Origin of the sequence: Saccharopolyspora sp. NPDC050642, from assembly GCF_040654735.1 — a bacterium.
GTDB classification, from domain to species: Bacteria; Actinomycetota; Actinomycetes; order Mycobacteriales; family Pseudonocardiaceae; genus Saccharopolyspora; species Saccharopolyspora elongata.
In genome coordinates this window covers 20392-43541 of the sequence record NZ_JBFAIN010000048.1, presented here as the reverse complement: position 1 = coordinate 43541, position 23150 = coordinate 20392, and the positions used below count along the sequence as shown (strand labels likewise).

The window sequence follows — 23150 nt, the reverse complement described above, 5'->3', positions numbered from 1 at the left end:
GATCACCGTCACGAAGTGACGTCGCGATGAGAGGGGCGTCCCCGGCCGGGGGCGCCCCTCTCGGGATTCAGCTGATCGCATAAACCCGTTCACCCGCAGCGAGAACCGTCGCGGTGCCCGAGCCGGTCGGGGCAGGGTGCCGATATGCGAATCCTGGTTCTGGGCGGAACGGTTTTCCTCGGGCAGGCGGTGGCAGCCGAGGCTCTCCGGCGGGGGCACGACGTCGTCTGCGCGGCTCGCGGCACGAGCGGCGACATCCCCGCCGGCGCGAAGCTGGTGTTGGCGGACCGGGAGCAGGGCCTCGGCTCTCTCGCCGGGGAACGGTTCGACGCCGTGGTCGACGTGGCGCGGAACTACCGGTGGGTGCGGGACGCCCTCGACGTCCTGGGCGCGACGGCCGGGCACTGGACGTTCGTGTCCACCATCAACGTCTACGCCGACAACGAGACGCACGGCCTGAGCACCGACGCCGAACTGCTGGAGCCGATCACCGACTCCGACGACGTGAGCACGTCCGAGTCCTACGGCGGGATCAAGGTGGCCTGCGAGAACGCGGTGCGCGCCGCGGTCGGGGACCGGGCCTTCGTGCTGCGCCCGGGCCTGATCACCGGGCCGAACGACCCCTCGGACCGGTTCGGCTACTGGCCGGCGCGGATGGCGCGCGGCGGACGCGTGCTCGTGCCGGACGCCGACCACCCAACCCAGCACGCCGACGTGCGCGACCTCGCGGCGTGGATCGTGGATGCCGGCGAGCAGGGCCTCACCGGCACCTTCGACGGCACGAGCCCGACCACGCCGCTCAACGAGCTGCTGTCGCAGATCGCCGAGCTGGTCGCGCCGCCGGGCACCGAACTCGTGGCCGTCGCGCCGGAAGACCTGACCGAGGCGGGCGTGCAGCCCTGGGCAGGCCCGAAGTCGCTGCCGTTCTGGCTGCCGGAAAGCCACCAGGGCATCGTCGCTCGCAACGCGCGCCCCAGCCTGGACGCAGGCCTGCGCATTCGGCCGCTCGCCGAGACGGTTTCGGCGGCGCTGGAGACCGAGCGCTCGCTGGGCCTGGACCGAGAGCGTCGAGCGGGGCTCACCCCGGAGGAAGAAGCCGAACTCCTCGCCACCCTCCCCCACCGGACCAGGTGATCTCGCCGAAGGCTCGGACACGGTGACCTCGGCACCGTGCCGGACGTCGTCACCTCACCGCAGGTTCAGACGTGATGATCCCGGTGCAGTTTCAATTGAAACTGCGCATCATCGGCGTGTCGCACCCCGACACTCCGACGGCTGTGGACAACTCCCGCAATTTCAATGGAAATCGAAGGTCCGATTTCCATTGAAATTGCGGTCCACCAGGGGTGGGGAGTCGACGTGGGAGGTGGGTCGACGGCCTTCCTCCCGAGGTAGGTCGAGCGTGGAAGAGTGGACGTGCTCGCTCATCTAGGAGGAAACACCGTGCAGATCACCCACTTCGGACACGCGTGCGTGCTGATCGAGACCGACTCGGCGCGGCTGCTGATCGACCCCGGCACGTTCTCCGCCGACTTCGAAGACCTCCGCGACCTCGATGCCGTGCTGATCACCCACCAGCACTTCGACCACCTCGACCTCGACCGGCTCCCGGCCCTGCTCGCCGCCAACCCGAACGCCCGGCTGGTGGCCGACCCGGGCTCGGCGCCCGCGATCGCCGAGAAAGGCCTGGCCGCGACCACCGCGCGCCCCGGCGAGTCGCTGGAGCTGGGCGGCGCGTCGATCAACGTCGTCGGCGGCACGCACGCGGTGATCCACCCGGACATCCCGGTGATCGACAACATCGGCTACGTCGTCGACCACGGCGCCTTCTACCACCCCGGCGACTCGTTCTACGTGCCGGAACAGCGGATCGACGTGCTCGGCGTGCCGACCGGGGCGCCGTGGCTGAAGCTCTCCGAGGCGGTCGACTTCCTGCGCGCGGTGGCGCCGCGAGCGGCGGTGCCGATCCACGAAGCGGTGCTGGCGAACCCGAACATGCACTACCGCATGTTCGAGCAGCTCGGCCCGAAGGACACCGCCCTCGAAGTCCTGACCAAGGGAGCCCAGACCGCGGTCTGACCCGGCAGCGGACGCCGAAGCGTCCCGAGGCGGACCCGCCGCGCGAGGCGCCGGTTTCGCGTGAAACCGTCACCGGCCACGCGTGAGACCGCCGGTTTCGCGTGAAACCGTCATCCGCAGACTCGCTGCGCCCCGCAACGGGAGCGACCGAAGCGGCGGTTCCGCGCGAAACCGGCATCTCCCCGGCGTGTTGCGCCTCGCGGCGGGGCCGCAGGTTCAGTCGTCGTCGCGGTCGTCCTGGTCGTCGGCGTCGTGCTGGTCGTCCAAGTGATCGTCGCGGTCGTCGAAGCGGTCGTCCAGGTCGAGCTGGTCATCGCAGTCGTCGAAGCGGTCGTCGACATCGTCGCGGTCGTCGTCGAACCGGTCGTCGGCGTCGTCGAACCGGTCGTCCGGGTCGTCGTCGAAGCAGACCGGGGCCGGTTGGGCGACCGGGGGCTGGTCGACCGGGGTCGCCGCTCGCGGGGTTTCGACCGTGCCGGTGTCCGCGGCGAGCGCGGCTCCGGTTCCGCCGAGGCCCACCAGCGCTACCGCCGCCACCGCCGCGAGCCAGGTCCGCTTCGTGTTCCGAATCCGCATCGTCCTCGTCCTCCATTGGCCGCTTTCGCCTGACGAGAACCAGCTTGGGCGCCCACCGTGAGGCGGCCCTGAAGGTCGAATGAAGGGGTTCTCATCCACGGGCCGACGTCGCGGAGCGGCGGACGAACGAGGCATAGGTGACCGGCCGCGCGCCGTGGTGCAACGCCAGGTCCACGGCGTCCAGGAGCGCCTGCCTCGCGGCCGGTTTCCGCAGCTCGGCGGCGTCCATCGCGAGCCGGACCGGTCGCCCGCGGCGGGCCGCCCGCTCGACGCCCAGCACCAGCGCCCGGCACCACCACGGCTCCGCACGCTCGCCCGGGCCGAGCATCCGGATCCGCGCCCGGTGCACCTGGCCGGTCGTGAGATCCCGGACCCCCATCGCGTCCGCGCAGACGGAGAATCCGCGCCGCTGCAGCGCGGTGACCGTGCCGGGCGAGGCGAGCCAGCGCGGCGGGATGAAGCTGTTCGTCCGCAGCCCGACCTGTTCGAGCACCGCCGACGCGGCCGCCAGCCGCAGCCCGGCTTCGTGCGCCGGCAGCTGGGCGGCCGGGGCGAGGCGGGCGCGCAGCCCCGGGGACAGGCGTGCGAAGCCGTGCAGGCTGATGGCGTCGCGCCGCGCTAGGCGCTCGGCCACCCAGTGCAGCAGCGGGGACTGCGGGTTCCGCGCCTCGAGGTGATCCGGGCGCGGCGAGATCAGCAGGGACAGCGGGACCTGGCGGCGGTCCAGTTCCGCGGCGAATTCCGCGCACTGGTCCAGCACCCGGAGCCCAAGGCCGGACAACGACACGACGAGCGGCGTGCTCACGGTCCCTCATTCCGCCTGGTCCGGGTGTCCACGACCTGACGGCCAGGTGTCGCCCCGGCGCAAATCCGGCGAACCTCCACGCCGCCACTTTCGGCAGGCCAGGTCCCGGCACGACGCCGACACGCCGACGCATACTCCGACCGGGGGAAACCGGGCCGAAGGCAGCGCCTCCCGAGTTGTGCGGGGTTACTGCGCGGGGGCGAGCCAGTCGGCGAAGGAGCGGCCGGTGATCCGCTCGTACGCCTCGACGTAGCGGGCGCGCGAGGCGTCGATGACGTCGGCCGGCAGCGGGGGCGGCGGGGTGTCCGAGGCGCGGTCCCAGCCGGACGCCGGCGAGGTCAGCCAGTTGCGCACGTACTGCTTGTCGAACGACGGCTGCACCTTGCCCGCCTCGTACCCGTCCGCCGGCCAGTACCGCGACGAGTCGGGCGTGAGCACCTCGTCGCCGAGCACCAGCGAACCGTCTCCGGCCAGGCCGAACTCGAACTTGGTGTCCGCGAGGATCACGCCGCGGCCCCGCGCGTGCTCCGCCGCCCGGCGGTAGACCAGCAGCGTCAGGTCGCGCAGCTCCGCGGCGCGCTCCGCGCCCAGCTGCGCGGCGACCGCCTCGAAGCTCACGTTCTCGTCGTGCTCGCCGATCTCGGCCTTCGTCGCCGGGGTGAAGATCGGCTCCGGCAGCTCGGACGCCTCGACGAGCCCGCCGGGCAGCTGCACGCCGCACACCGCGCCGGTGCGCTGGTAGTCGGCGAGCCCGGAGCCCGTCAGGTAGCCGCGCGCCACGCACTCCACCGGCAGCATCTCCAGCCGCTTCACCAGCAGCGCGCGACCGCGCACCTCGCCAGGGATGCGCGGGTCGTCGGCGGCGACCAGGTGGTTCGGCATCACGTCGGCGAGCAGCTCGAACCAGAACACGCTCATCGCGGTCAGCACCCTGCCCTTGTCGGGGATCGGGGTGTCGAGCACGTGGTCGTACGCCGAGATGCGGTCGGAGGCGACCAGCAGCAGGTGTTCGTCGTCCACGGCGTGCAGCTGGCGAACCTTGCCGGCCGCGATCTGGGGGTAATCGGCGAGTGCAACCACGTGCGGATTGTCTCGCACCGGGGCCAGGGCACTCGCACGCGGGCCGGTGGTAAGAACCGGCGTGGGCCGTCCGGACCAGCCCCGATCGAGCACAGGAGGACTTCGTGACCGAGACATTCACCGACTGGCTCCGCCAGCGCAGCGAGCCCGACTGGACCGCGGTCGTCACGCACCCGTTCACCGAGGCCCTGTTCGACGGGCTGGTGCCGGTCGAGTCGATGCGCTCCTACCTGGTGCAGGACTACCAGTTCGTCGACGACTTCCTGGCGCTGCTGGGTTCCGCGCTGGCCAAGGCGGATCGCTACTCGTCGCGGCTGGCGATCGCGGGCAGCATCGCCGTGGTCACCAGCGAGGAGAACACCTACTTCCAGCGCTCGTTCGACGCGCTGGGCGTCGGCGAGGCAGACCGGGTGCGCCCGGTGCTGGACGAGGCGACGGTGGCGTTCCGCGACGTGATGAGCGACGCCAACGCGAACGGCAGCTACGCCGAGGTGCTGACGGTGCTGACCGTCGCGGAGTGGACCTACCTGGAGTGGGCGATGCGCGCGCCGGCCTCGCTGCCGGAGAACTTCGTGCACGCGGAGTGGATCACGCTGCACAACAACTCCGGTTTCCAGGGCTGGGTGCGGTGGTTGTGCGGCGAGCTCGACCGGATCGGCGCCGACCTGGACGAGCGCGAGCGGGCCCGCTGCCTGCGCGTGTTCCAGCAGGCGACCCGCTGCGAGCTCGACTTCTTCAACGCCCACTGGAAGTGACGGGTCAGGCCCCGTGAGTACTTCGTGCTGCTCTAGCGACACGAAGTGCTCACGGCCGCTGGCCTTGGATCCGGCTCACTCGAAGGCTCGTTGCAGCCCGTCGAAGGCCTGCTCGGCGAGGGGTTCGATCGCCGCCGCGATCTCCTCGTGGTCCGCGCCGTCGAGCGTTCGCCTGAAGATCTCCTCCAGCAGCACGCGGTACGCCGTCGTGGCTTGTGCCGCCAGCAGCGTCGCGGTGAACTCGGCGAGTTCCGGCGCCAGCGCGTCGGTCAGCGCCCGTTCCCGCTGCTCGTGGATCTCCCGCAGCCGGGCCTGCAGCGTCGGGCTTCCGCTGATCACGCGGACGAACTCCGCTCCGGAGAAGCCGATCAGCGCGTCGCGCCGGGCCAGCGCCTCGAAGTAGGCGCGCCGCAGCGCCGCCGGCGCCGACTCGCCCGGCTCGCGCTCCAAGACCGCCTGCGCCGGCCCGGCGACCAGTTCCTCGTGCATGTCGAGGAGCAGGTCCTCCTTGCGCGGGAAGTGGTTGGTGACGGTCATCTTCGCCACCCCGGCCGCCGTCGCCACCTGCGCGATCGTCACGTTCTCGAAGCCGTGCTCGATGAACAGCCGCGTCGCGACGTGCGAGATCTCCTGCCTCGTCTGCCGCTTGCGCCGTTCCCGCAGTCCCTCCGTGCTCATGACTGGTCCGCCTCTCCGCGATCCACAGTGGTGGTTGCGTTCAGCCCGATCTCCCGTCGCGTGGTTTCTCGTGGCTGGTTTGCGTCACGGTCCCCTGGGGTGCGGTTGAGGAGGACTGAGGTTGGCACAGGGCTACTCATGCCGCCCAACCTAGCTACTGACTTAGGTCACACCCAAATAATGTGTTTGACCTAATTATCGGGTTCGACCTAAGTTAGCTTCCGTTGCTCGATGCGAGGAGGTGCGATGACGGTTGCGAAGGCCGCCCCGGCGGCGCGACCGGATGACGAGGTTCCAGCGCAGCTGTGGCGGATGGCCGGAGTCCTGCTGCTCGGCGCGGTGCTGGGCGGGCTGGACGCCACGATCGTCAACGTCGGGATCGACGCGGTCGCCGGCGAGCTGCGCAGCCCGCTGAGCACGATCCAGTGGGTGTCGACCGGATACCTGCTGGCCGTGTCGCTGGTGATGCCGATCTCCGGCTGGGCGTCCGAGCGGTTCGGCGCCAAGCGGATGTGGCTGGTCTCGGTGGCCCTGTTCGTCGGCGGGTCCGCGCTCTGCGGCATCGCCTGGTCGGCCCCGGCGCTGGTCGCGTTCCGCGTCCTGCAGGGCATCGGCGGCGGGATGATGCAGCCGATCGGTCAGGCGATGGTCGCCCAGGCCGCCGGACCCAAGATCGGCCGCGTGATGGGCGTGACGTCGATCCCGGTGATGCTCGCGCCGGTGGTCGGCCCGATCCTCGGGGGCGCGATCGTGCAGAGCCTGGACTGGCGCTGGATGTTCCTGATCAACCTGCCGATCGGGCTCGTCACGCTGTGGCTCGCGGTGCGGGTGCTGCCGTCCGAGCCGGGCACCGCGAGCGGCAACCGGCTGGACGCCGTCGGCCTGCTGCTGCTCTCGCCCGGGCTGGCCGCCGTGGTGTACGGGTTCACCGCGGCCGGGGCTTCCGGCGGGTTCGGTTCAATGTGGACGGTGGCTTCGCTGGCCGCAGGCATGGCTTTGCTGATCGGCTACGGCGTGCACGCGCTGCGGGGCCGGGGCACGCCGCTGATCGACCTGCGCCTGTTCGCTCGCCGGGGATTTGCCGCCGCCACCGGCAATTCGTTCCTGCTCGGCGCCTCGCTCTACAGCTCGATGCTGCTGATTCCGCTTTACTACCAACAGGTCCAGCACGTCGGACCGCTCGCCGCCGGGCTGCTGCTCGCGCCGCAAGCGCTGGGCACCGCGATCACCACGTTCGCGGCCGGGCGGCTCTCCGACCGGATCGGACCGCGACCGCTGCTGCTCACCGGCATCCTCGTGGCCCTGGTCGGAACGGTGTCGTTCACCCAGCTCGCCGCCCAGCCGCCGGGCTGGTTGCTGACCGCTTCCCTGTTGCTGCGCGGGATCGGCATGGGCATGACGATGGCCCCCGGCATGGCCGCGGTCTACCGGAGCGTGCAGCGGCACGAGGTTCCCCGCGCGGCCAGCGCGTTGAACGTGCTCAACCGGATCGGCGGATCGCTGGGCACCGCACTGCTGGTGGTGGTGTTGCAGGGCTCGTCGGCGCCGGAACCGGCGGCCGCGTTCGGCGACACCTTCTGGTGGGCGTTCGGCATCACCGCGTTGAGCCTGATCCCCGCATTCCTGCTGCCCGCCGCGAAGGAGGAGCCGAAATGACCCTGCGCCTGATGAGCGTGCACGCCCACCCCGACGACGAATCCAGCAAGGGCGCCGCCACCCTGGCCCGCTACGCGGCCGCAGGGGCGGAAGTGCTGGTCGTGACCTGCACCGGCGGGGAGCGCGGCGACGTGCTCAACAAGCGGCTGGACCGCCCCGAGGTGCGGGCGGACCTGGCCCAGATCCGCAAGCAGGAGATGGCCGCCGCCGCGGAGATCCTCGGCGTGCGGCAGCGGTTCCTCGGGTTCGTCGACTCCGGGCTGCCCGCCGACGGCGAGCCGCTGCCGGACGACTGCTTCGCCGTCCAGCCGCTCGACGTCGCGGCCCGGCCGCTGGTCGCCGCGATCCGCGAGTTCCGGCCGCACGTGGTCATCACCTACGACGAGACCGGCGGCTACCCGCATCCCGATCACATCAGGACCCACGAGGTGACCGCCGCCGCCTTCGAGGCGGCCGCCGATCCGGCGCGCTACCCCGGCGACGGGCTGCCGTGGCAGCCGCTGAAGCTGTACTACCAGGCCGCGCTGTCCCGGGCGTGGTTCGAGGCGCTGGACGAGGCGATGACGGCGCGCGGCCTGGAGTCGCTGTTCGCACCGGTGCTCGCCGACTGGCCGGACACCGCGCCGAACCTGGCCGTCACCACCCGGATCCGGTGCGCGGAGCACTTCGAGACCCGGGACCGGGCGGCGCTCGCGCACGCCACGCAGATGGACCCGGACCACCCGTTCTTCGCGCACCCGCGCGAAGTCGAGCGGGAGGTGTGGCCGACCGAGGACTACCACCTGGCCCGCACCCTGGTCGACACGACGCTCCCCGAGGACGACCTGTTCGCCGGGATCACGACGGACCAGGCCAGGTCTCGTGAGCACTTTGGATCGCCATAGCGATCCAAGGTGCACACGAGCGGTGAGTCCGGCCCCGGCGCTCAGGTCAGCTGGGTGAAGCGGAGGCGGTTGCCGAAGGGGTCGCGGAGGCCGCAGTCGATCCCGTACGGGCGCTCGGTGGGTTCCTCGGTGAACTCGACGCCCCTGGCCAGCAACGTCTCGTACGTCTTGTGGCAGTCGTCCGTGGTGAGGATGAACCACCCGCCCATCGCGCCCTTGGTCACCAGTTCGCGGACCTCCTGCGCGGTCTCCTCGGACAGCGAGGGAGCCCCCGGCTTCTCCAGCAGGATCTGACGCTCCGGGTGACCGGGGACGCTGACGGTCAGCCAGCGCATGAAACCCATGTCGACGTCGGCGTTGACCTCCAAGCCGAGCTTGCCGACGTAGAAGTCGAGGGCCTCGTCCTGGTCGAGGACGTAGATCTGCGAGTGCGTGATGGCGTTGAACATGGACAGCACGCTAATCAGCCGGGCCCCGGAAAACTTATCCAGAACTGATCGATCGGCGGGCTCAGGAACTCGGCCGCGCCCACGCCATCACGAAGCAGGTCGGCACGTTCGTGGCCACCGCTTCCCTGCGGTACGTCCGCGGCGAGCTGCCGACGATGTCGTGGAACGTGCGGCTGAACGTTCCCAGGCTGCCGAAGCCGACCGCGAAGCAGATGTCCGTCACGCTGCGATCGGTCTCCCGCAGCAGGAACATCGCGCGCTCGACGCGGCGGCGCTGCAGGTAGCGGTGCGGCGTCTCGCCGAAGGTCGCCCGGAAGGTGCGTGCGAAGTGCGCTTCCGACACGTGGGCGATCCGGGCGAGGGCCGGAACGTCCAACGGCTGCGCGTAGGCGCGGTCCATCGCATCCCGCGCCCGGAGCATGCGGCGGTTGTTCTCTTCGGTAGCGCGGCTCACAACGCCATCCCACCACGTTCTCCGGAACGAGAAGGGCGCCTCCGACCAGGACCGGTCGAAGGCGCCCTCCGGCTGCCGTCAGAGGATGTCGGCTGGGGTGTAGGCCGCCGCCTCCGGGTGGCGGGTCGTGATCTTCTCGACCTGGTCGACGATGCCGCCGACCTGGGCCGCCGCCGCTCCCGTGAAGGCGAGGCGGTCCGCCAGGAGGGCGTCCAGCTCCGCCCGGTCCAGCGGGAGGCGGTCGTCGGCCGCCAGCCGGTCCAGGAGGTCGTTGCGCTCCGCGCCCTGCTCGCGCATCGCCAGCGCGACCGCCACCGCGTTCTCCTTGATCGCCTCGTGCGCGGTCTCCCGGCCGACCCCGGCCCGCACCGCCGCCATCAGCACCTTCGTGGTGGCCAGGAACGGCAGGTAGCGGTCGAGCTCGCGGGCGACCACGGCGGGGAACGCGCCGAACTCGTCGAGCACCGTCAGGAACGTCTCCAGCAGGCCGTCGAAGGCGAAGAACGCGTCCGGCAGCGCCACCCGGCGCACCACGGAGCAGGACACGTCGCCCTCGTTCCACTGGTCGCCGGCCAGCTCGCCGACCATCGACACGAAGCCGCGCAGCACCACCGCGAGGCCGTTGACCCGCTCGCAGGACCGGGTGTTCATCTTGTGCGGCATCGCGCTGGAGCCGACCTGGCCCGGCTTGAAGCCCTCGGTCACCAGCTCGTGCCCGGCCATCAGCCGGATCGTGGTCGCCACGTTGGACGGCGCGGCGGCGAGCTGGGCCAGCGCGGTGAGCACCTCGAAGTCCAGCGAGCGCGGGTAGACCTGGCCGACGCTGGTCAGCGTGCTGCCGAAGCCGAGGTGGCCGGCCACCCGGCGCTCCAGCTCGGTGAGCTTCGCCGGGTCGCCGCCGAGCAGGTCGAGCATGTCCTGCGCGGTGCCGACCGGGCCCTTGATGCCGCGCAGCGGGTAGCGCGCGAGCAGCTCCTCCAGCCGGTGGAAGCCGACGAGCAGCTCGTCGGCGGCGGTGGCGAAGCGCTTGCCGAGCGTGGTCGCCTGAGCGGCGACGTTGTGCGAGCGACCGGCCATGACCAGCTCGCCGTACTCGCCGGCGAGCTTGCCGAGCCGCGCCAGGACGGCGACCGTGCGGTCGCGGACCAGCTCCAGGCTGAGCCGGACCTGCAGCTGCTCGACGTTCTCGGTGAGATCCCGGGAGGTCATGCCCTTGTGGATCTGCTCGTGGCCGGCGAGGGCGTTGAACTCCTCGATGCGGGCCTTGACGTCGTGGCGGGTGACGCGCTCGCGGGCGGCGATGGAGTCCAGGTCGACCTGCTCCAGCACCCGCTCGTAGTCGGCGACCGCGTTCTCGGGGACCTCGATGCCGAGGTCGGCCTGGGCGCGCAGCACCGCGAGCCACAGCTTGCGCTCCAGGATGATCTTCTGCTGCGGGGACCACAGCTCGACCAGCTCGGGCGAGGCGTAGCGGGCGGCGAGGACGTTCGGAATGCTGGGCTTGACCGTCACGAACAGCCAGGATACCGGCGACCCGCCGCCGTTCGGCCCACCCGGTCGCGCCGCGCCGGAAGCCGCGCCCGACCGCGACGCGTGGGACTCGTGGGACGAGGCGGAGGGCACCTGGGGGGACCGCAGTTTCAATTGAAACTGCGGTCCCCCGGTGCCCTTCGGGAGGTGGGGGATCAGTGCAGGGCGAGCTCGGGGTCGGCGGCGAGCACGTCGAGCTGCTCGTAGGGCACCGCGACCTCCGGGCGCGTCGTCGGGTCCTGCTGGTCGTCGATGATCGGGTCGTAGTTGTAGCTGCTGACCATCGTCACGCTGCCGTCGAGCATGTAGTGGTACGCCGACGCGACCACGTGGCCGTCGCTCTCGAAGCGCAGGTGCACCAGCACCGAACCGTCTTCGAGCAGCCGGCCTTCGCAGAAGGTCACCGGCGTTCCGCCCGGGTTCTCGCACGACTCCTTGGGCGACTTCTGCACCACGCCCGGCGCGTTGTACTGCATGGTCACCCCGGTGCGGCCGATGGAGTCGCGGAAGACCGTCGTGCCGTGCAGGAACTGCGTGTCGCTGAGCTGCTGGGGCTTCGGCGTCACCGGGTCCGCGGCGTGCGGGACGGCCGCCGGGAACACCGCCTCCATCCGCTGCTGCAGGGCGGTGGCGTGCTTGTCCATCTCCTCCGGCGGGTAGTTCGGCGGGGTCGTCCCGGCCGGGGGCCACTGGATGTCCGGGACGTCCGCGGCGCCTTCGGCGGTCGCCGACAGCGGCAGCGCCAGCAGTGAGGTGGCGGCCAGGGTGACGGCGGCGGCCACCCGGCCGAGCCGGGAACCGCGGTGGGTCGTGGTGCGCATTCCTGCATTTCCCTTCGTTCTTCGGACAAAGTCCAATGAATTGGACATTTCTTCCGATCCGGCGATTCGAATTGGAAAGTGGTTCGGCGGGCATCAGCCCTTCAGCGCGATTTCCCGATCGGTCGCGATCAGGTCGAGGCGATCCACGTGCAGCTGCCGGTAGGCCCCCAGGCCTGCGGCCTCCGGGCCGGCGGTGTGCGACGCGGTGGCCGAGACAACGGTGCCGTCGGTCCGGAAGTGCCGGACGATGTGCGTCGTCGGCCCGTCCTCACCCAGGGAGGCGAGGCTGGTCGCGCCTTCCACGAGGATCGATCCGTCATCGAGCGCGCGCGTGGTGCAGCCGAGCAACACCTGCGTCGGCTCGCTGTCTCCGCACGACTGCGCGAGTCGGACCGGCGCCGTGCCCGGTCCCTGCACCACCACCGTCAGCTGCATCGGCAGTCGGACGTCCTTTCCCATCGACACCAGCGCGTACTCGAAGCCGGCCCGCACCACGACGGTCGCGGGCGCCTCGGTGCCGAAGCCCGGTCCGAGGCCGTGCGGCTGGGTGGTCGTGACGTTGAAGGCCGCGGTGTCGACCTCGGGGATGATTTCGGCCAGGTGGCCGCGGATCCGCTCGCCCTCGGCGATCAGCTGCGATTCGGGCAGGCTCATCGGCGCAATGCCCTTCGGCGGCCACTCGATCGGCTTGACCGCGCTGACCTGCGGTGCCGCCGGGACGATCGGCGTCGGGCCGGTCATCATGCCCGGCACGGTGGCCGCGCCGGCCAGGACGACGAGGGTCGCCGCCACGGCGCCGATCGTGGCGCGCCGCCTGCGCTGCCGGCGCTTGCCCTCGGCGACCAGGTCGTCCGGCGAGAAGCCCAGCGGTGGCTCGTCGTCGACGGCGGCCCGCATTCCCTCGCGCAGCAGTTCTTCCTGCATCACTCGCTCCTCCTCGCGGCCGTCGAGGCCAGGTCGGGATCGGATGTGGCGATGGCGGCGCGCAGGTTCTCCAGTCCACGCGATGCCTGGCTCTTGACCGTGCCTTCGGAGCACCCGAGGGCCGCGGCGACTTCGGCGATGGGCAGGTCCTCCCAATAGCGCAGGACGAGCACCGCCCGCTGCTTCGGCGGGACCTCGGACAACGCGCGCAGCAGAAATTCCCGGCTCCACGAGCGCAGTCCCGCCTCGGCCGGATCGGCCGTGTCGCCACCGGTTTCCGGCAGCGAGCCGTCGCGCCGCTCCGCGCGCCGCCACGGTCGACGGCTCTCGTCGAGCCACGCCCGGAACAGCACCTTCCGCGCATATGCATCCACTGTGGACATATCGACTCGCCGCCATGCCCGGTAGAGCTTGAGAAACGTGTTCTGGACGAGGTCTTCGGCGAGATGCCAGTCCCCGCACAGCAGGTACGCCGAGCGGCGCAGCCACAGCGCACGCGCCGCGGCGAACTCGCGGAACTCCTGTTCCCGTTCGGCCCGCATGGAATCGGTCTCCTTTCGCGCTACCGCCGCTGTCTACGGCGCCGGGCCGCGCGGGGTTGCACGAACGCGCAACTCGTTATCCCCGAGGACCACCGCCACCCCGGCAGGTAATCCCGTGGCGCGGCACGGGATTCGCGATCGATACCGGATCGGTGCATTAATTCGGCCCTAAATGACCCGGCCCTCGCTGGACGGCGGCAAATCCCGACCATATCGTTGGTGCACCACCGGGTTGATGCGAACAAAGGAACTACGAACGGATGGCCATCGACGTGTTCCGCGATGAGCGGCAGGACGTGTTCTGGATCGTCGGCATGGGCCTCACCCTGAGACACGCCACCACGTTTCGCCCCGGCGCGGTGTACGCGGGGCAGTCGATACCGGCCCTGTGCGGCACCGCGCTGAAGGTTCCGCAGCCCACGCCGAGCGGGCGCGAACCGAACTCGAAACCGGTCACCGACAAATGCCCGGAATGCTCGCGGGAAGCCGCCGAGGGCGATTTCGCGGAAACGACCTGGGACTTCTGACCACCCCGGAGACCGGCGGAAAATCGGTCGACCGGGCCCCACGGCGCGAACTACGGTCGATGTCACCATGACTTCGCGCGGTTCGAGTGCACCCCGGTTCCTGTGGTCCCTGCTGGCGCAACGGCCGGGACTGCTGACGCTTGCGACCATTTCCGGCGCGTTGTGGATGCTGCCGACGGCGCTGATGCCGCTGGTGGTCGGCCGGGCGATCGACGAGGGGATCCGCGACGGCGTCGACGGCGCGCTGCTGGGCTGGGTGCTGGTCGTGGTGGCGCTCGGCCTCACGCTGATGGCCACCGCCGGCGCGCTGAACTGGGCCTCGCACACGCTTTGGCTGCACGGCGCGGCGGGATCCCAGCGGATCGTGCTGGGCCACGTGATCGGGCTCGGCGGCACGCTGACCCGCAAGGTCCGGGCGGGCGAGGTGGTCACGGTCGGCGCGACGGACATCTACCGCATCGGCGGGGTGTTCGAGGTGATCGGACGGGCCACCGGATCGCTGGTCTCCTTCGCGGTCGCCGCCGCGGCGGTGCTGTGGATCTCGCCGGTGATGGGCGTCATCGTGCTGATCGGCGTGCCGCTGGCGACCGTGGGCATCGGGCCGCTGCTGGCCCCGCTGCGCCGCCGCGAGGAAGCGCAGCGCGAGGAGTTGTCGCAGGTCAGCGCGCAGGCCGCGGACATCGTGTCCGGGCTGCGGATCCTGCGCGGCGTCGGCGGCGAGTCCCGCTTCCACGCGCGGTTCGTCGACGCCTCCCAGCGGGTCCGGGTCGCCGGGGTGGCCGCCGGGCGGATCGAGGCGCTGCTGGCCGCCGCGGAGATCCTGCTGCCCGGCCTGGTCACGGTGCTGGTCACCTGGATCGGCGCGCGGCTGGCGCTGGACGGCGACATCAGCGTTGGCGAGCTCGTCGCGTTCTACGGCGTGTCGGCGTACCTGGTCATCCCCGTCCGCACCGCCACCGAGGCGGCCTACGCGTTCGCGTCCGCGCAGGTCGCCGCCGGTCGGATGGGCTCGCTGCTCCGGCTGGAACCCGAGCCCGCGCCGCCGGAGCACCCGAAGCCGCTGCCGCCGGGCCCGCTGGATCTGTTCGACGAGGAGAGCGGCCTGCGCATCCCGGCGGGCGAGCTGACCGTGATCGACGCCGGCGAGCACGCGGAGGCCCTCGCAGAACGCCTCGCAGGCGCGGCGATCGCCGGCGGCGTGCCGCTGCGCGACGTCGATCCGGCCGAGGTGCGCCGCCGAATCGTGTTGGCGCACAACCAGGACCAGCTGTTCTCCGGACCGGCCCGCACCGAGATCGACCTGGAGTCCGATGTGGACGTCGAAACCGCGTTGCACGCGTCCGATGCGCACGACGTGATGTCGGCCCTGCCCGCCGACGGGCTGCTCGACGAGCGCGCCCGCTCGCTCTCCGGCGGTCAGCGGCAGCGCCTGCTGCTCGCCCGCGCGCTGTGCTCGGACGCCGACGTGCTGATCCTGGACGAGCCGACCTCGGCGGTCGACGCGCACACCGAGGCGAGGATCGCCGAGCGGGTCGGCGAGTTGCGCCGCGGACGCACCACCGTGGTGCTGAGCCAAAGTCCGTTGTGGATGGCCGTGGCGGATCAGGTGCGGCACTCGGGAGCGGACGCATGAGCACGAAACTGCCGCTGGCGGGCGGAACCGCGGTGCGCCGCTGGATGTGGCGCACGCTCCTGGTGCACCGCCGCCGCTTCGCCGCGATGATGCTGCTGTTCGGCCTGACGACGCTGGTCGGGCTGATCGGGCCGCAGATCCTCGGTTCCCTCGTCGACTCGGTGGTCACCGGCACCACCACCGGATACGTCGACCTGCTCGCCGCGATGTTCCTCGTGGTGCTGGTGGTGCAGGCGCTGCTGGCTCGTTCGGCCCGGCTGCGCGCGACGATGCTCGGCGAGCACCTGCTGGCGGAATCGCGCGAGAGCATGGTCGGCCACGCGCTGCGGCTGCCGCTGGGCACCGTCGAGGCGGCCGGCACCGGCGACCTGCTCAGCCGCGCGACCACGGACGTCGACCGGCTCGACTACACGATCCGCAACGCCGCGCCCGAGATCGCCACGGCGCTGATCACCATCGTGCTGACCGGCACGGCGATGATCATCACCTCGCCACTGCTCGCCTGCGGGATGCTGATCGCGGTGCCGCTGATGGTCTTCAGCACCCGCTGGTACTTCCCGCGTTCGCTGCCGAACATCGAGCAGGTCGCGGCGAACTGGTCGGAAGTCCAGTCGAGCACGCACGAATCCGTCGAGGGCGCGCGGGCCATCGCGGCCCTGCGGCTGGGCGCGCGCCGCCGGGCGCGCAACGAGCAGGTGCTCGACCGGGCCGCCGCGTCGGAGAAGCGGCACCGGAACCTGCTCACCGTGTGGCTGCCGTTCCTGGAACTGTCGTACGTGCTGCCGATCGGCGCGATCCTGCTCATCGGCGGCTGGGCGTACCAGGCGGAGCTCGTCGAGCTCGGCACCATCATCACCGTCGTGCTCTACGCGCAGGCGATGTCGAACCCGTTCGACGAGCTGTTCATGTGGCTCGAAGAGCTGCAGACCGGGCACACGGCGCTGCAACGCATCCTCGGCGTCCGCGAGATCCCGGTGGCCGACGACGACGCGTCCCGCCCCGGGGAGGAGCCGGGTCGCGACCTGGTGATCCGCGACGTGCGCTTCTCCTACCGGGAGGACCGGGAGATCCTGCACGGCATCGACCTGACCGTCCCGGCCGGTCAGCGGCTGGTGATCGTCGGCCCGTCCGGCGCGGGCAAGTCGACGCTCGGCCGGCTGATCGCCGGCATCAGCCGGCCGGACTCCGGATCGGTCGCCTTCGGCAGCACGGAGATCACCGACCTGCCCGCCGCGCGGCTGCGCCGCGAGGTGGTGCTGCTGACCCAGGAGCACCACGTCTTCGCCTGCTCGCTCCGGGAGAACCTCGCGCTGGCCGACGGCGACCCGAACGACGACCAGCTGACCGACGCGCTCAAGGCGGTCGGGCTGCACGACTGGGTGTCGGCGCTGCCGGACGGGCTGGACACGGTCCTCGGCGCGGGCGGGCACCCGGTTCCGGCGGCCCGCGCGCAGCAGCTCGCGCTGGCCCGGGTGCTGCTGGCCGACCCGCACACGGTGGTCCTCGACGAGGCGACATCGCTGCTGGACAACGTCACGTCGCGGGAGCTCGAACGGGCGCTTTCGACGCTGCTGGCGGGGCGCACGGTGATCGCGATCGCGCACCGGCTGCACACCGCGCGCAACGCCGACCAGGTGGCCGTGATGTCCGACGGGCGCATCGTCGAGCTGGGCAGCCACGAGGAGCTGCTCGCCGCCGACGGCTCGTACGCGCGGCTGTACCGGGTGGCTCAGCCGAGCTGAGAGCGCAGCATCCGGCGCGCCGCGCCGCGGGGATCCGGGTCGCTTTCGATCAGCGCGTTCACCACCGCGCCGTCCACCAGCGCGATCAGTTCGAGCAGCCGTTCGCGGCCGACCTCCATGCCGCTGCGGGCGAAGATCTCCGCGAGCAGGTCGTGCAGTTCGGCGCTGAGCTCGCGCATCAACGGCGCCAGGTAGGGGCGGCGCGGCGAGCCGACCAGCCGCTCGTAGCGCAGCAGCACCGGCTCCGCGCCGCCGTCGCGCGATCCGGTGCCCAGCAGGAGGTCCAGCAGCAGCTCGATCACCGCGTCGGTGCCGCGCGGGCGCTCGGCGAGCTCGTCGAGCCGGGCCCGGCCGGTGGCGAGCTCCTGCCGCGACTCGTACTCGACGGCGGCGCTGACCAGGTCGTCCAGCGACGAGAAGTAGTAGGTGGTGGAGGCCAGCGGCAGGCCGGCGCGCTCGGCGACCGCACGATGCCGCACGGCTTCGAAGCCGCCCTCGGCCAGCAGCTGCGCGGCAGCCACGACCAAGGCCTGCCGCCGCCGCTCGCCCTTCGGAGTACTGGCCGCTGTCATGTCTGCCGATCCTATTCGTCAGCGAGCACGGCGTGGTCACACGAACGGTCGTGAGCGGCAATGGCCGCCTGGGCGACCACCACCACTCACGACCACCGGCGCGATTTCGCGAGAAATGCCCCGTGCGTGGGGTCAGTGGCCGCCGCCCGCGAGGTTCAGGCCGATCACGCCGGCGACGATCAGCACGATCGAGACCAGCTTCATCGCGGAGACGCCGTCGCCCAGCCAGACCATGCCGATGATCGCCGTCAGCGCGGCGCCGACGCCGGTCCACACCGCGTACGCGGGGCCCGCGGGCAGCGTCCGCATCGCGTACGCCAGGCCCGCGAAGCTGATGGCGGCCAGCACGAAGAACGACACCGTCGGGATCAGCCGGCTGAAGCCGTGCGAGAGCTTGAGCGAGATCGCCCAACCCGCCTCGAAAATTCCCGAAACCATCAGAATGATCCAGGCCATCATTGCTGGTCGCCCTTCCCTCGATCCGGCAGCCGGGCCGCTCACCCGCTGTCTGGTACTAACGTACCAATAATCTGGTACGGAAGTACCGTTCTGGTGTGCGATGCCACCACATACCGGACACGAGGGACGCGCGGAGAACCGTTTCCGCAGTTCAGAGCCCGCGTGTGGTTCGTGCTGCCATAGCGGCACAAAACGCGCACGGGCGCTGATCAGGCCGAACGATCAGAACTGGTCGGCCAGGCCGCCCGCGATCGACGCGATCCGCGCGCCGTACGGCGCCGCCGGAGAGCCGGCGTCCGGATCGCTGAGCACGACGACCAGCTTGCCGCTGCGCGCCTTGCGCACCGACTGCTCGGTGCCGTCCGGGCGCCGCACGTCGCCGGGCGTCGCCTGCTCCGGCGCCACCGCGCCCACCGGGCTCACGATCACCGTGACGCTGCCCGACGAAGACCCGTCGCGCAGCACGAACGAAGCCGTCTTCGCGCCGGACGGGCACGGGTCCGGGGCGACCGGCGCCATCCCGGCGGCCTCCGGCAGCTGCTTGGTCACGGCCGCCGCGAGCTGCGCGTCGGGCCCGCACCGGCCCGAGCGGTCACCCAGGACGCCCGGCCCTTCGACACGCGGGGAGGTCGACGCGGTCTCCGGCCGGCTCGCGAGGTTGCTGCTCGACGACGAGCCGAACATGCCGGTCCCCAGGCCGACGCCGCCCACCAGCACGGCGGCCGCGACCACCGTGCCGCCCAACGCCGCCATCCGGCGGCGCGCCGTGATCCGCCGCGATGCCTGCGCCACGTCGCTCTCGTCGAACGACGCCGGAGGCACGGACTGCACCGAATCGCGGAACAGCTCCTCGAGCTTGCGTTCGTCCACCTACCCGCACCTCCTCACGCCGACCGCAGGTCGCCGAGCTCATCGCCCAGCGCTTCCCGCAACGCCGCCAGCCCCCGGGCGCACTGGCTCTTCACGTTGCCTTCGCTGCACTTCATGACTGCCGCCACCCCCGCGACGTCCAACCCCTCCAGGAATCGGAGCACCAACACCGCCCGCTGCTTCGGCGGCACCTTCTGCAGGCCCGCGAGCAGGGTCTGCTTGGTCGCCACCGAGTTGTCCACGTCCGGCGAGTCCACCGGCCGGTCCGGCAGCACCTCCGCGGCGCGCTCCCGCCGCCACGGCCGTCTGGACTCGTCGATCACCGCGCGAGTCAGGGTGCGCCGCACGTACGCGTCCAGCGCGCCCTTGTCGCGGACTTTGCGCCAGTGCCGGTGCAACGCGATGAACGCGGTCTGGGCGAGATCGTCCGCGCGGTGCCAATCGCCGCACATCATGTACGCCATTCGACGCACCGCCTCCCGCCGAGCCGCGAAGTACTCCGCGAACTCCTGCTCTTCGCGCTGGTCCACGCGGAACTCTCCGCTCGTTGTGCCTGCACCTGTACGGACGGAATCGCCGGCCGCAGGCGTTGCACGGCCCCGACGATCCACCTGTGATTGATACCGCAGCCGCCGCAGCGGTGTCAGCAGGGTTGCTGCCCGAACCCGGTGCCGGTGTGGTGTGATCTGTTCGTGACCAACACGGCGCCGATCGACCTCCGTTCCGACACGGTCACGCGTCCCGACGAGCAGATGTCCGCGGCCATGGCCGCGGCCGAAGTCGGCGACGACGTGCTCGACCACGACCCGACGATGCGTGCGCTGGAAGAACGCGCCGCGCAGCTGCTCGGCACCGCCGCCGCCCTGTGGGTGCCCAGCGGCACGATGGGCAACCTGATCGCCCTGATGCTGCACCTGAAACGCGGGGACCGGTTCCTCGCGCCGCGCGGCGCCCACGTGCTGAACTACGAACTCGGCTCCGCGGCCTGGCTGGCCGGCGGCATGCCGGAGCCGCTGGACTGGAGCGCCGGGCCGGGACGCCCGACGGCCGAGGCGGTGCGGGCCCAGCTGGGCGGCGCAGCCGCCTACGACATGCTGCACACCACGCTGTTGTGCCTGGAGAACACGCACAACGGCGCGGGCGGCTCCGTCGTCCCGCCGGACGAGCACGTCATGCTCGCGGCGGCCGCGCGCGAAGGCGGCCTGAAGGTCCACCTCGACGGCGCCCGGCTCTGGAACGCCTCGGTCGCACTCGGCGTCCCGCCGGCCGCGCTGACCGTCGGCGTCGACACCGTGCAGGCCTGCCTGAGCAAGGGGCTCGGCGCGCCGGTCGGCTCCGTCGTCGCGGGCAGCGAGGAATTCATCGGCGAGGCCCGCCGGGTGCGCAAGATGCTCGGCGGCGGCGTCCGGCAGGGCGGCGTGCTCGCCGCGGCCGGGCTCGTCGCGCTGGACCGGCTCGACGCGCTCGCCGAGGACCACGACAACGCCCGCGCGCTCGCCGATGGGCTCACCGAGCTCGGCTGGGACGTCACCCCACCGCAGACCAACATCGTTCTCGCGGCGGTTCCGGACGTCCAGCTGACCCTGCGACGCTTGCAGGCGATCGGGGTGCGGGCGGTGCCGATGAGCGGGCAGGTCCGGTTCGTGACGCACCGCGACGTGTCCAAGACCGACATCGAGGAAGCGCTCCGCAGGATCGGCGGAGCCCGGCTGTAGGACTCCCGTTGGAGGGCTCGTGGTGCGTTGGATCGTGTTCGACTACGGCGAGGTGATCAGCCGGCGCACGGCTGCGCTGCCCGGCATCGCGGCGCTGCTCGGAGTCGAGCCATCGGAGTTCGAGCGGGCCTACTTCGCCGAGCGCCTCGCCTACGACTGGGGTCTGTCCGATGTGGAGTACTGGCGGGCGGTCGCGGCGCGGCTGGGCAAGGACGTCGACGCCGAGCTGTCCGCGCGGCTGACCCGCGCCGACGCCGGCGGCTGGCTGGAGACCGCGCCGGAAACCCTGCAGCTGCTGGAAGACCTGCACCGGCAGGACGTCACGATGGCGGTGCTGTCCAACGCGCCGTCGTCGTTCGGGCGCGCGGCGGAGCAGGAGAGCTGGGCGAGGCTGTTCAAGCACCTGATCTTCTCGGGTGACCTGCGCCTGGCGAAGCCGGACGCGGCGATCTACCGGGTGCTGCTCGAAACGCTCGACGCGCCGGCCGCGGAGTGCCTGTTCTTCGACGACCGGCAGGAGAACGTCGACGGCGCCCGCGAAGAGGGCCTCCACGCGGAGCGCTGGCAGGGCGCGGACGCGGCCCGCGCAACCCTCCGGGCCCACGGCATCCTGCCCTGAACGCGCGAAGGGCGCCTTCGTCCAGATCGAAGGCGCCCTCGCTCCCCGCCGAATGGTTCAGGATTTGATCTGCTTGCGGTCCCGGGCCCAGCCGATCGCGGCGGTGGCGACGAACAGCACGCCGCCGATGACGGCGAGCCAGAACAGCCCCTTGATGACGAAGCCCGCCACCGAGATCACCAGCCACAGCAGCAGCAGTCCGCCGATCACCTTCCACAACATCGCACGCACCTCAGCTCGACCACGCCGTTCCCCGTCCTGCGTCCAGCCTGCCAGATCATCGGCCCGAATCGGCCCGCCGAAACCGATACCGGGGAAAACTCAGGGGTTCCCGGAGACCGCCGGCCCCTCCGCCCGGTCACGACGCCGCAATTTCCATTGGAATTGGACCTTCAATTTCAATGGAAATTGCGGCCCTCCGGACCGGAGCGGCCCTCCGGAACGGGGTGGCCCTCCGGAACGGGGTGGCCCTCCGGACCGGGGGTGGTCAGCGGGGGAGCCAGCGGGCCAGGCGGTCCAGGGCTTCGGCGATGTCCTCGGTGCTGCCCGCGAAGGACAGCCGCACGAAGCGGTTGCCGAGCACCGGGTCGAAGTCGACGCCCGGCACCACCGCCACCCCGGTCTCGTCCAGCAGCCGCCGGCAGAACCCCGTCGCGTCGTCGGTGAGGTGCCCGATGTCCGCCCAGGCGTAGAACGCGCCGTCGGCCGGGGCGACCCGCGTGATGCCGAGCTCGCCGAGGCCGCTCAGCAGCAGCTCGCGGTTCGTGCGGTAGCGCTCGACGTGCGCGTCGACCTCGGCGTAGGCGTCCGGGGAGAACGCCGCGACCGCGCCGTGCTGGGACAGCGCGGGCGGGCAGAGCGTGAAGTTCCCGGTCAGCGAGTCGACCGCGCGGCGCAGCCGCGGCGGCACCAGCATCCAGCCCAGCCGCCAGCCGGTCATCGACCAGAACTTGGAGAACGAGTTCACCACGATCGCCTCGCGGGAGAACTCCCAGGCCGAGTGCAGCGGGTCCCCGTAGCTGAGACCGTGGTAGATCTCGTCGCTGATCAGCTGCACGCCGTTGGACCCGCACCACCGCGCCAGCCCGGCCAGCTCGTCGCTGGAGAGGACCGTGCCGGTCGGGTTCGCCGGACTCGCCACGATCAGCCCGTGGATCGGTTCGTCGAGCGCGTCCAGCATCTCCACGGTCGGCTGGAAGCGGGTCGTCTCGTCGCACGGCAGCTCGACGACCTCGCAGCCCAGCGCCGCCAGGATGTTCCGGTAGGCCGGGTAGCCGGGGCGGGCCAGCGCGACGCGGTCCCCGGCGTCGAAGGCGCTGAGGAACGCGAGCAGGAAGGCGCCGGAGGCGCCGGTGGTCACCACGACGTCGTCGGCCTGCACCGCGAGCCCGTAGGCGCGGTCGTAGTGCCCGGCGATCGATTCGCGCAGCTCGGGCAGGCCGAGCTGCTCGGTGTAGCCGAGCGCGTGGTGGTGCAGGGCCTGCGCGGCGGCGTCGCGCACGGCCTTCGGCGCGGGCGTGGCGGGCTGACCGGCGGCCAGCGAGACCACGTCGCCCTTCGTCCGCTGCCGCGCGGCGGCCGCCGACAGGACCTCCATGACCTGGAACGGCTCAACGGCCGCCCGCTCGGCGACCCGAAGTGCAGTGGCGCTGTCGAACATGCCAACAGCCTGCCAGGCGCCTGGTCGATGCAGAACACCTGGCCGACACTCGCCAGCACGTCTCGGACGCCGCGTTCCCGCAGGTACGGGACCGTGAGTCCGTTGAGCTGCCAGAACAGC

26 protein-coding genes are annotated in these 23150 nt (G+C 71.4%); 10 read left to right on the top strand and 16 right to left on the bottom strand.

What is annotated here, in order from left to right; genetic code table 11:
- The first annotated feature begins 144 nt into the window (after window positions 1-144).
- A complete protein-coding gene (locus tag AB0H93_RS39350; protein ID WP_358580834.1) occupies window positions 145-1134 on the top strand; it encodes an NAD-dependent epimerase/dehydratase family protein in 990 nt (329 codons plus the stop codon).
- Window positions 1135-1443: 309 nt separating this feature from the next.
- Window positions 1444-2079, top strand: coding sequence for an MBL fold metallo-hydrolase (locus AB0H93_RS39345; protein WP_358580832.1), 636 nt, complete (start codon window positions 1444-1446; stop codon window positions 2077-2079).
- Between the two features lie 216 nt (window positions 2080-2295).
- On the opposite strand, the gene AB0H93_RS39340 is transcribed toward AB0H93_RS39345, so the two are convergent.
- From AB0H93_RS39340 to AB0H93_RS39330, 3 genes are all read right to left on the bottom strand, one after another.
- The gene (locus AB0H93_RS39340) at window positions 2296-2655 is read right to left on the bottom strand and encodes an ATPase (RefSeq protein WP_358580830.1); all 360 of its coding nucleotides are present in this window, start codon (window positions 2653-2655) and stop codon (window positions 2296-2298) included.
- A gap of 91 nt (window positions 2656-2746) precedes the next feature.
- Window positions 2747-3460 carry a DUF2334 domain-containing protein gene (locus AB0H93_RS39335; protein WP_358580827.1) on the bottom strand — a complete coding sequence of 238 codons (714 nt, stop codon included), beginning with the start codon at window positions 3458-3460 and terminating at the stop codon, window positions 2747-2749.
- Window positions 3461-3646: 186 nt separating this feature from the next.
- Window positions 3647-4540: a phosphoribosylaminoimidazolesuccinocarboxamide synthase gene (locus tag AB0H93_RS39330; protein WP_358580825.1), complete on the bottom strand. Its 894-nt coding sequence runs from the start codon at window positions 4538-4540 to the stop codon at window positions 3647-3649.
- 104 nt (window positions 4541-4644) lie between these two features.
- On the opposite strand from AB0H93_RS39330, the gene AB0H93_RS39325 reads away from it, so the two are divergent.
- Window positions 4645-5295: a TenA family protein gene (locus tag AB0H93_RS39325; RefSeq protein ID WP_358580822.1), complete on the top strand. Its 651-nt coding sequence runs from the start codon at window positions 4645-4647 to the stop codon at window positions 5293-5295.
- Between the two features lie 75 nt (window positions 5296-5370).
- On the opposite strand, the gene AB0H93_RS39320 is transcribed toward AB0H93_RS39325, so the two are convergent.
- Entirely contained in the window at window positions 5371-5973 is a 603-nt protein-coding gene (locus tag AB0H93_RS39320; protein WP_358580820.1) for a TetR/AcrR family transcriptional regulator, read from the bottom strand.
- Window positions 5974-6219: 246 nt separating this feature from the next.
- Here AB0H93_RS39320 and AB0H93_RS39315 point away from each other — a divergent pair, with 246 nt between their 5' ends.
- Complete coding sequence (locus tag AB0H93_RS39315) at window positions 6220-7629, top strand: DHA2 family efflux MFS transporter permease subunit (protein ID WP_358580817.1); 1410 nt, start codon at window positions 6220-6222, stop codon at window positions 7627-7629.
- Window positions 7626-8513: a mycothiol conjugate amidase Mca gene (gene mca, locus AB0H93_RS39310; RefSeq protein ID WP_358580815.1), complete on the top strand. Its 888-nt coding sequence runs from the start codon at window positions 7626-7628 to the stop codon at window positions 8511-8513. Before AB0H93_RS39315 ends, mca begins: the two co-directional genes overlap by 4 nt.
- A 41-nt stretch (window positions 8514-8554) precedes the next feature.
- Here the strand turns inward: mca and AB0H93_RS39305 are convergent, their stop codons facing one another.
- The 6 genes from AB0H93_RS39305 to AB0H93_RS39280 form a co-directional block, all read right to left on the bottom strand.
- Entirely contained in the window at window positions 8555-8962 is a 408-nt protein-coding gene (locus AB0H93_RS39305) for a VOC family protein (RefSeq protein ID WP_358580813.1), read from the bottom strand.
- Between the two features lie 61 nt (window positions 8963-9023).
- Window positions 9024-9383 (bottom strand): helix-turn-helix transcriptional regulator, encoded by a 360-nt coding sequence (locus AB0H93_RS39300; RefSeq protein WP_358580866.1) that lies wholly within the window; start codon window positions 9381-9383, stop codon window positions 9024-9026.
- A gap of 111 nt (window positions 9384-9494) precedes the next feature.
- Window positions 9495-10928 (bottom strand): adenylosuccinate lyase, encoded by a 1434-nt coding sequence (gene purB, locus AB0H93_RS39295; RefSeq protein ID WP_358580811.1) that lies wholly within the window; start codon window positions 10926-10928, stop codon window positions 9495-9497.
- A gap of 173 nt (window positions 10929-11101) precedes the next feature.
- Window positions 11102-11767, bottom strand: coding sequence for a hypothetical protein (locus tag AB0H93_RS39290; RefSeq protein ID WP_358580809.1), 666 nt, complete (start codon window positions 11765-11767; stop codon window positions 11102-11104).
- A 93-nt stretch (window positions 11768-11860) separates the two neighbouring features.
- A complete protein-coding gene (locus AB0H93_RS39285; protein ID WP_358580807.1) occupies window positions 11861-12694 on the bottom strand; it encodes a hypothetical protein in 834 nt (277 codons plus the stop codon).
- Window positions 12691-13233 (bottom strand): SigE family RNA polymerase sigma factor, encoded by a 543-nt coding sequence (locus tag AB0H93_RS39280; protein WP_358580805.1) that lies wholly within the window; start codon window positions 13231-13233, stop codon window positions 12691-12693. The genes AB0H93_RS39285 and AB0H93_RS39280 overlap by 4 nt, the downstream gene beginning before the upstream one ends.
- Before the next feature lie 260 nt (window positions 13234-13493).
- Here AB0H93_RS39280 and AB0H93_RS39275 point away from each other — a divergent pair, with 260 nt between their 5' ends.
- The 3 genes from AB0H93_RS39275 (at window position 13494) to AB0H93_RS39265 (ending at window position 17135) form a co-directional block, all read left to right on the top strand.
- Window positions 13494-13760 carry a hypothetical protein gene (locus AB0H93_RS39275; RefSeq protein WP_358580803.1) on the top strand — a complete coding sequence of 89 codons (267 nt, stop codon included), beginning with the start codon at window positions 13494-13496 and terminating at the stop codon, window positions 13758-13760.
- A 67-nt stretch (window positions 13761-13827) separates the two neighbouring features.
- The gene (locus AB0H93_RS39270) at window positions 13828-15393 is read left to right on the top strand and encodes an ABC transporter ATP-binding protein (RefSeq protein ID WP_358580801.1); all 1566 of its coding nucleotides are present in this window, start codon (window positions 13828-13830) and stop codon (window positions 15391-15393) included.
- The gene (locus AB0H93_RS39265) at window positions 15390-17135 is read left to right on the top strand and encodes an ABC transporter ATP-binding protein (protein ID WP_358580797.1); all 1746 of its coding nucleotides are present in this window, start codon (window positions 15390-15392) and stop codon (window positions 17133-17135) included. Before AB0H93_RS39270 ends, AB0H93_RS39265 begins: the two co-directional genes overlap by 4 nt.
- Here AB0H93_RS39265 and AB0H93_RS39260 read toward each other — a convergent pair.
- From AB0H93_RS39260 to AB0H93_RS39245, 4 genes are all read right to left on the bottom strand, one after another.
- A complete protein-coding gene (locus AB0H93_RS39260; RefSeq protein ID WP_358580795.1) occupies window positions 17123-17707 on the bottom strand; it encodes a TetR family transcriptional regulator in 585 nt (194 codons plus the stop codon). The genes AB0H93_RS39265 and AB0H93_RS39260 overlap by 13 nt on opposite strands.
- A gap of 132 nt (window positions 17708-17839) precedes the next feature.
- Window positions 17840-18163, bottom strand: coding sequence for a multidrug efflux SMR transporter (locus tag AB0H93_RS39255; protein ID WP_358580793.1), 324 nt, complete (start codon window positions 18161-18163; stop codon window positions 17840-17842).
- Between the two features lie 225 nt (window positions 18164-18388).
- A complete protein-coding gene (locus AB0H93_RS39250) occupies window positions 18389-19036 on the bottom strand; it encodes a hypothetical protein (RefSeq protein ID WP_358580791.1) in 648 nt (215 codons plus the stop codon).
- A gap of 14 nt (window positions 19037-19050) precedes the next feature.
- Window positions 19051-19566: a SigE family RNA polymerase sigma factor gene (locus tag AB0H93_RS39245; RefSeq protein ID WP_093264083.1), complete on the bottom strand. Its 516-nt coding sequence runs from the start codon at window positions 19564-19566 to the stop codon at window positions 19051-19053.
- Window positions 19567-19728: 162 nt separating this feature from the next.
- Between AB0H93_RS39245 and AB0H93_RS39240 the strand changes: the two genes are divergently transcribed.
- A complete protein-coding gene (locus tag AB0H93_RS39240) occupies window positions 19729-20751 on the top strand; it encodes a GntG family PLP-dependent aldolase (RefSeq protein ID WP_358580788.1) in 1023 nt (340 codons plus the stop codon).
- Between the two features lie 22 nt (window positions 20752-20773).
- Entirely contained in the window at window positions 20774-21370 is a 597-nt protein-coding gene (locus AB0H93_RS39235) for an HAD family phosphatase (RefSeq protein ID WP_358580863.1), read from the top strand.
- A gap of 57 nt (window positions 21371-21427) precedes the next feature.
- On the opposite strand, the gene AB0H93_RS39230 is transcribed toward AB0H93_RS39235, so the two are convergent.
- Both AB0H93_RS39230 and AB0H93_RS39225 read right to left on the bottom strand, forming a co-directional pair.
- Window positions 21428-21592, bottom strand: coding sequence for a hypothetical protein (locus AB0H93_RS39230; protein WP_358580785.1), 165 nt, complete (start codon window positions 21590-21592; stop codon window positions 21428-21430).
- 265 nt (window positions 21593-21857) lie between these two features.
- Window positions 21858-23030 (bottom strand): pyridoxal phosphate-dependent aminotransferase, encoded by a 1173-nt coding sequence (locus tag AB0H93_RS39225; RefSeq protein WP_358580782.1) that lies wholly within the window; start codon window positions 23028-23030, stop codon window positions 21858-21860.
- Window positions 23031-23150: the final 120 nt, after the last annotated feature.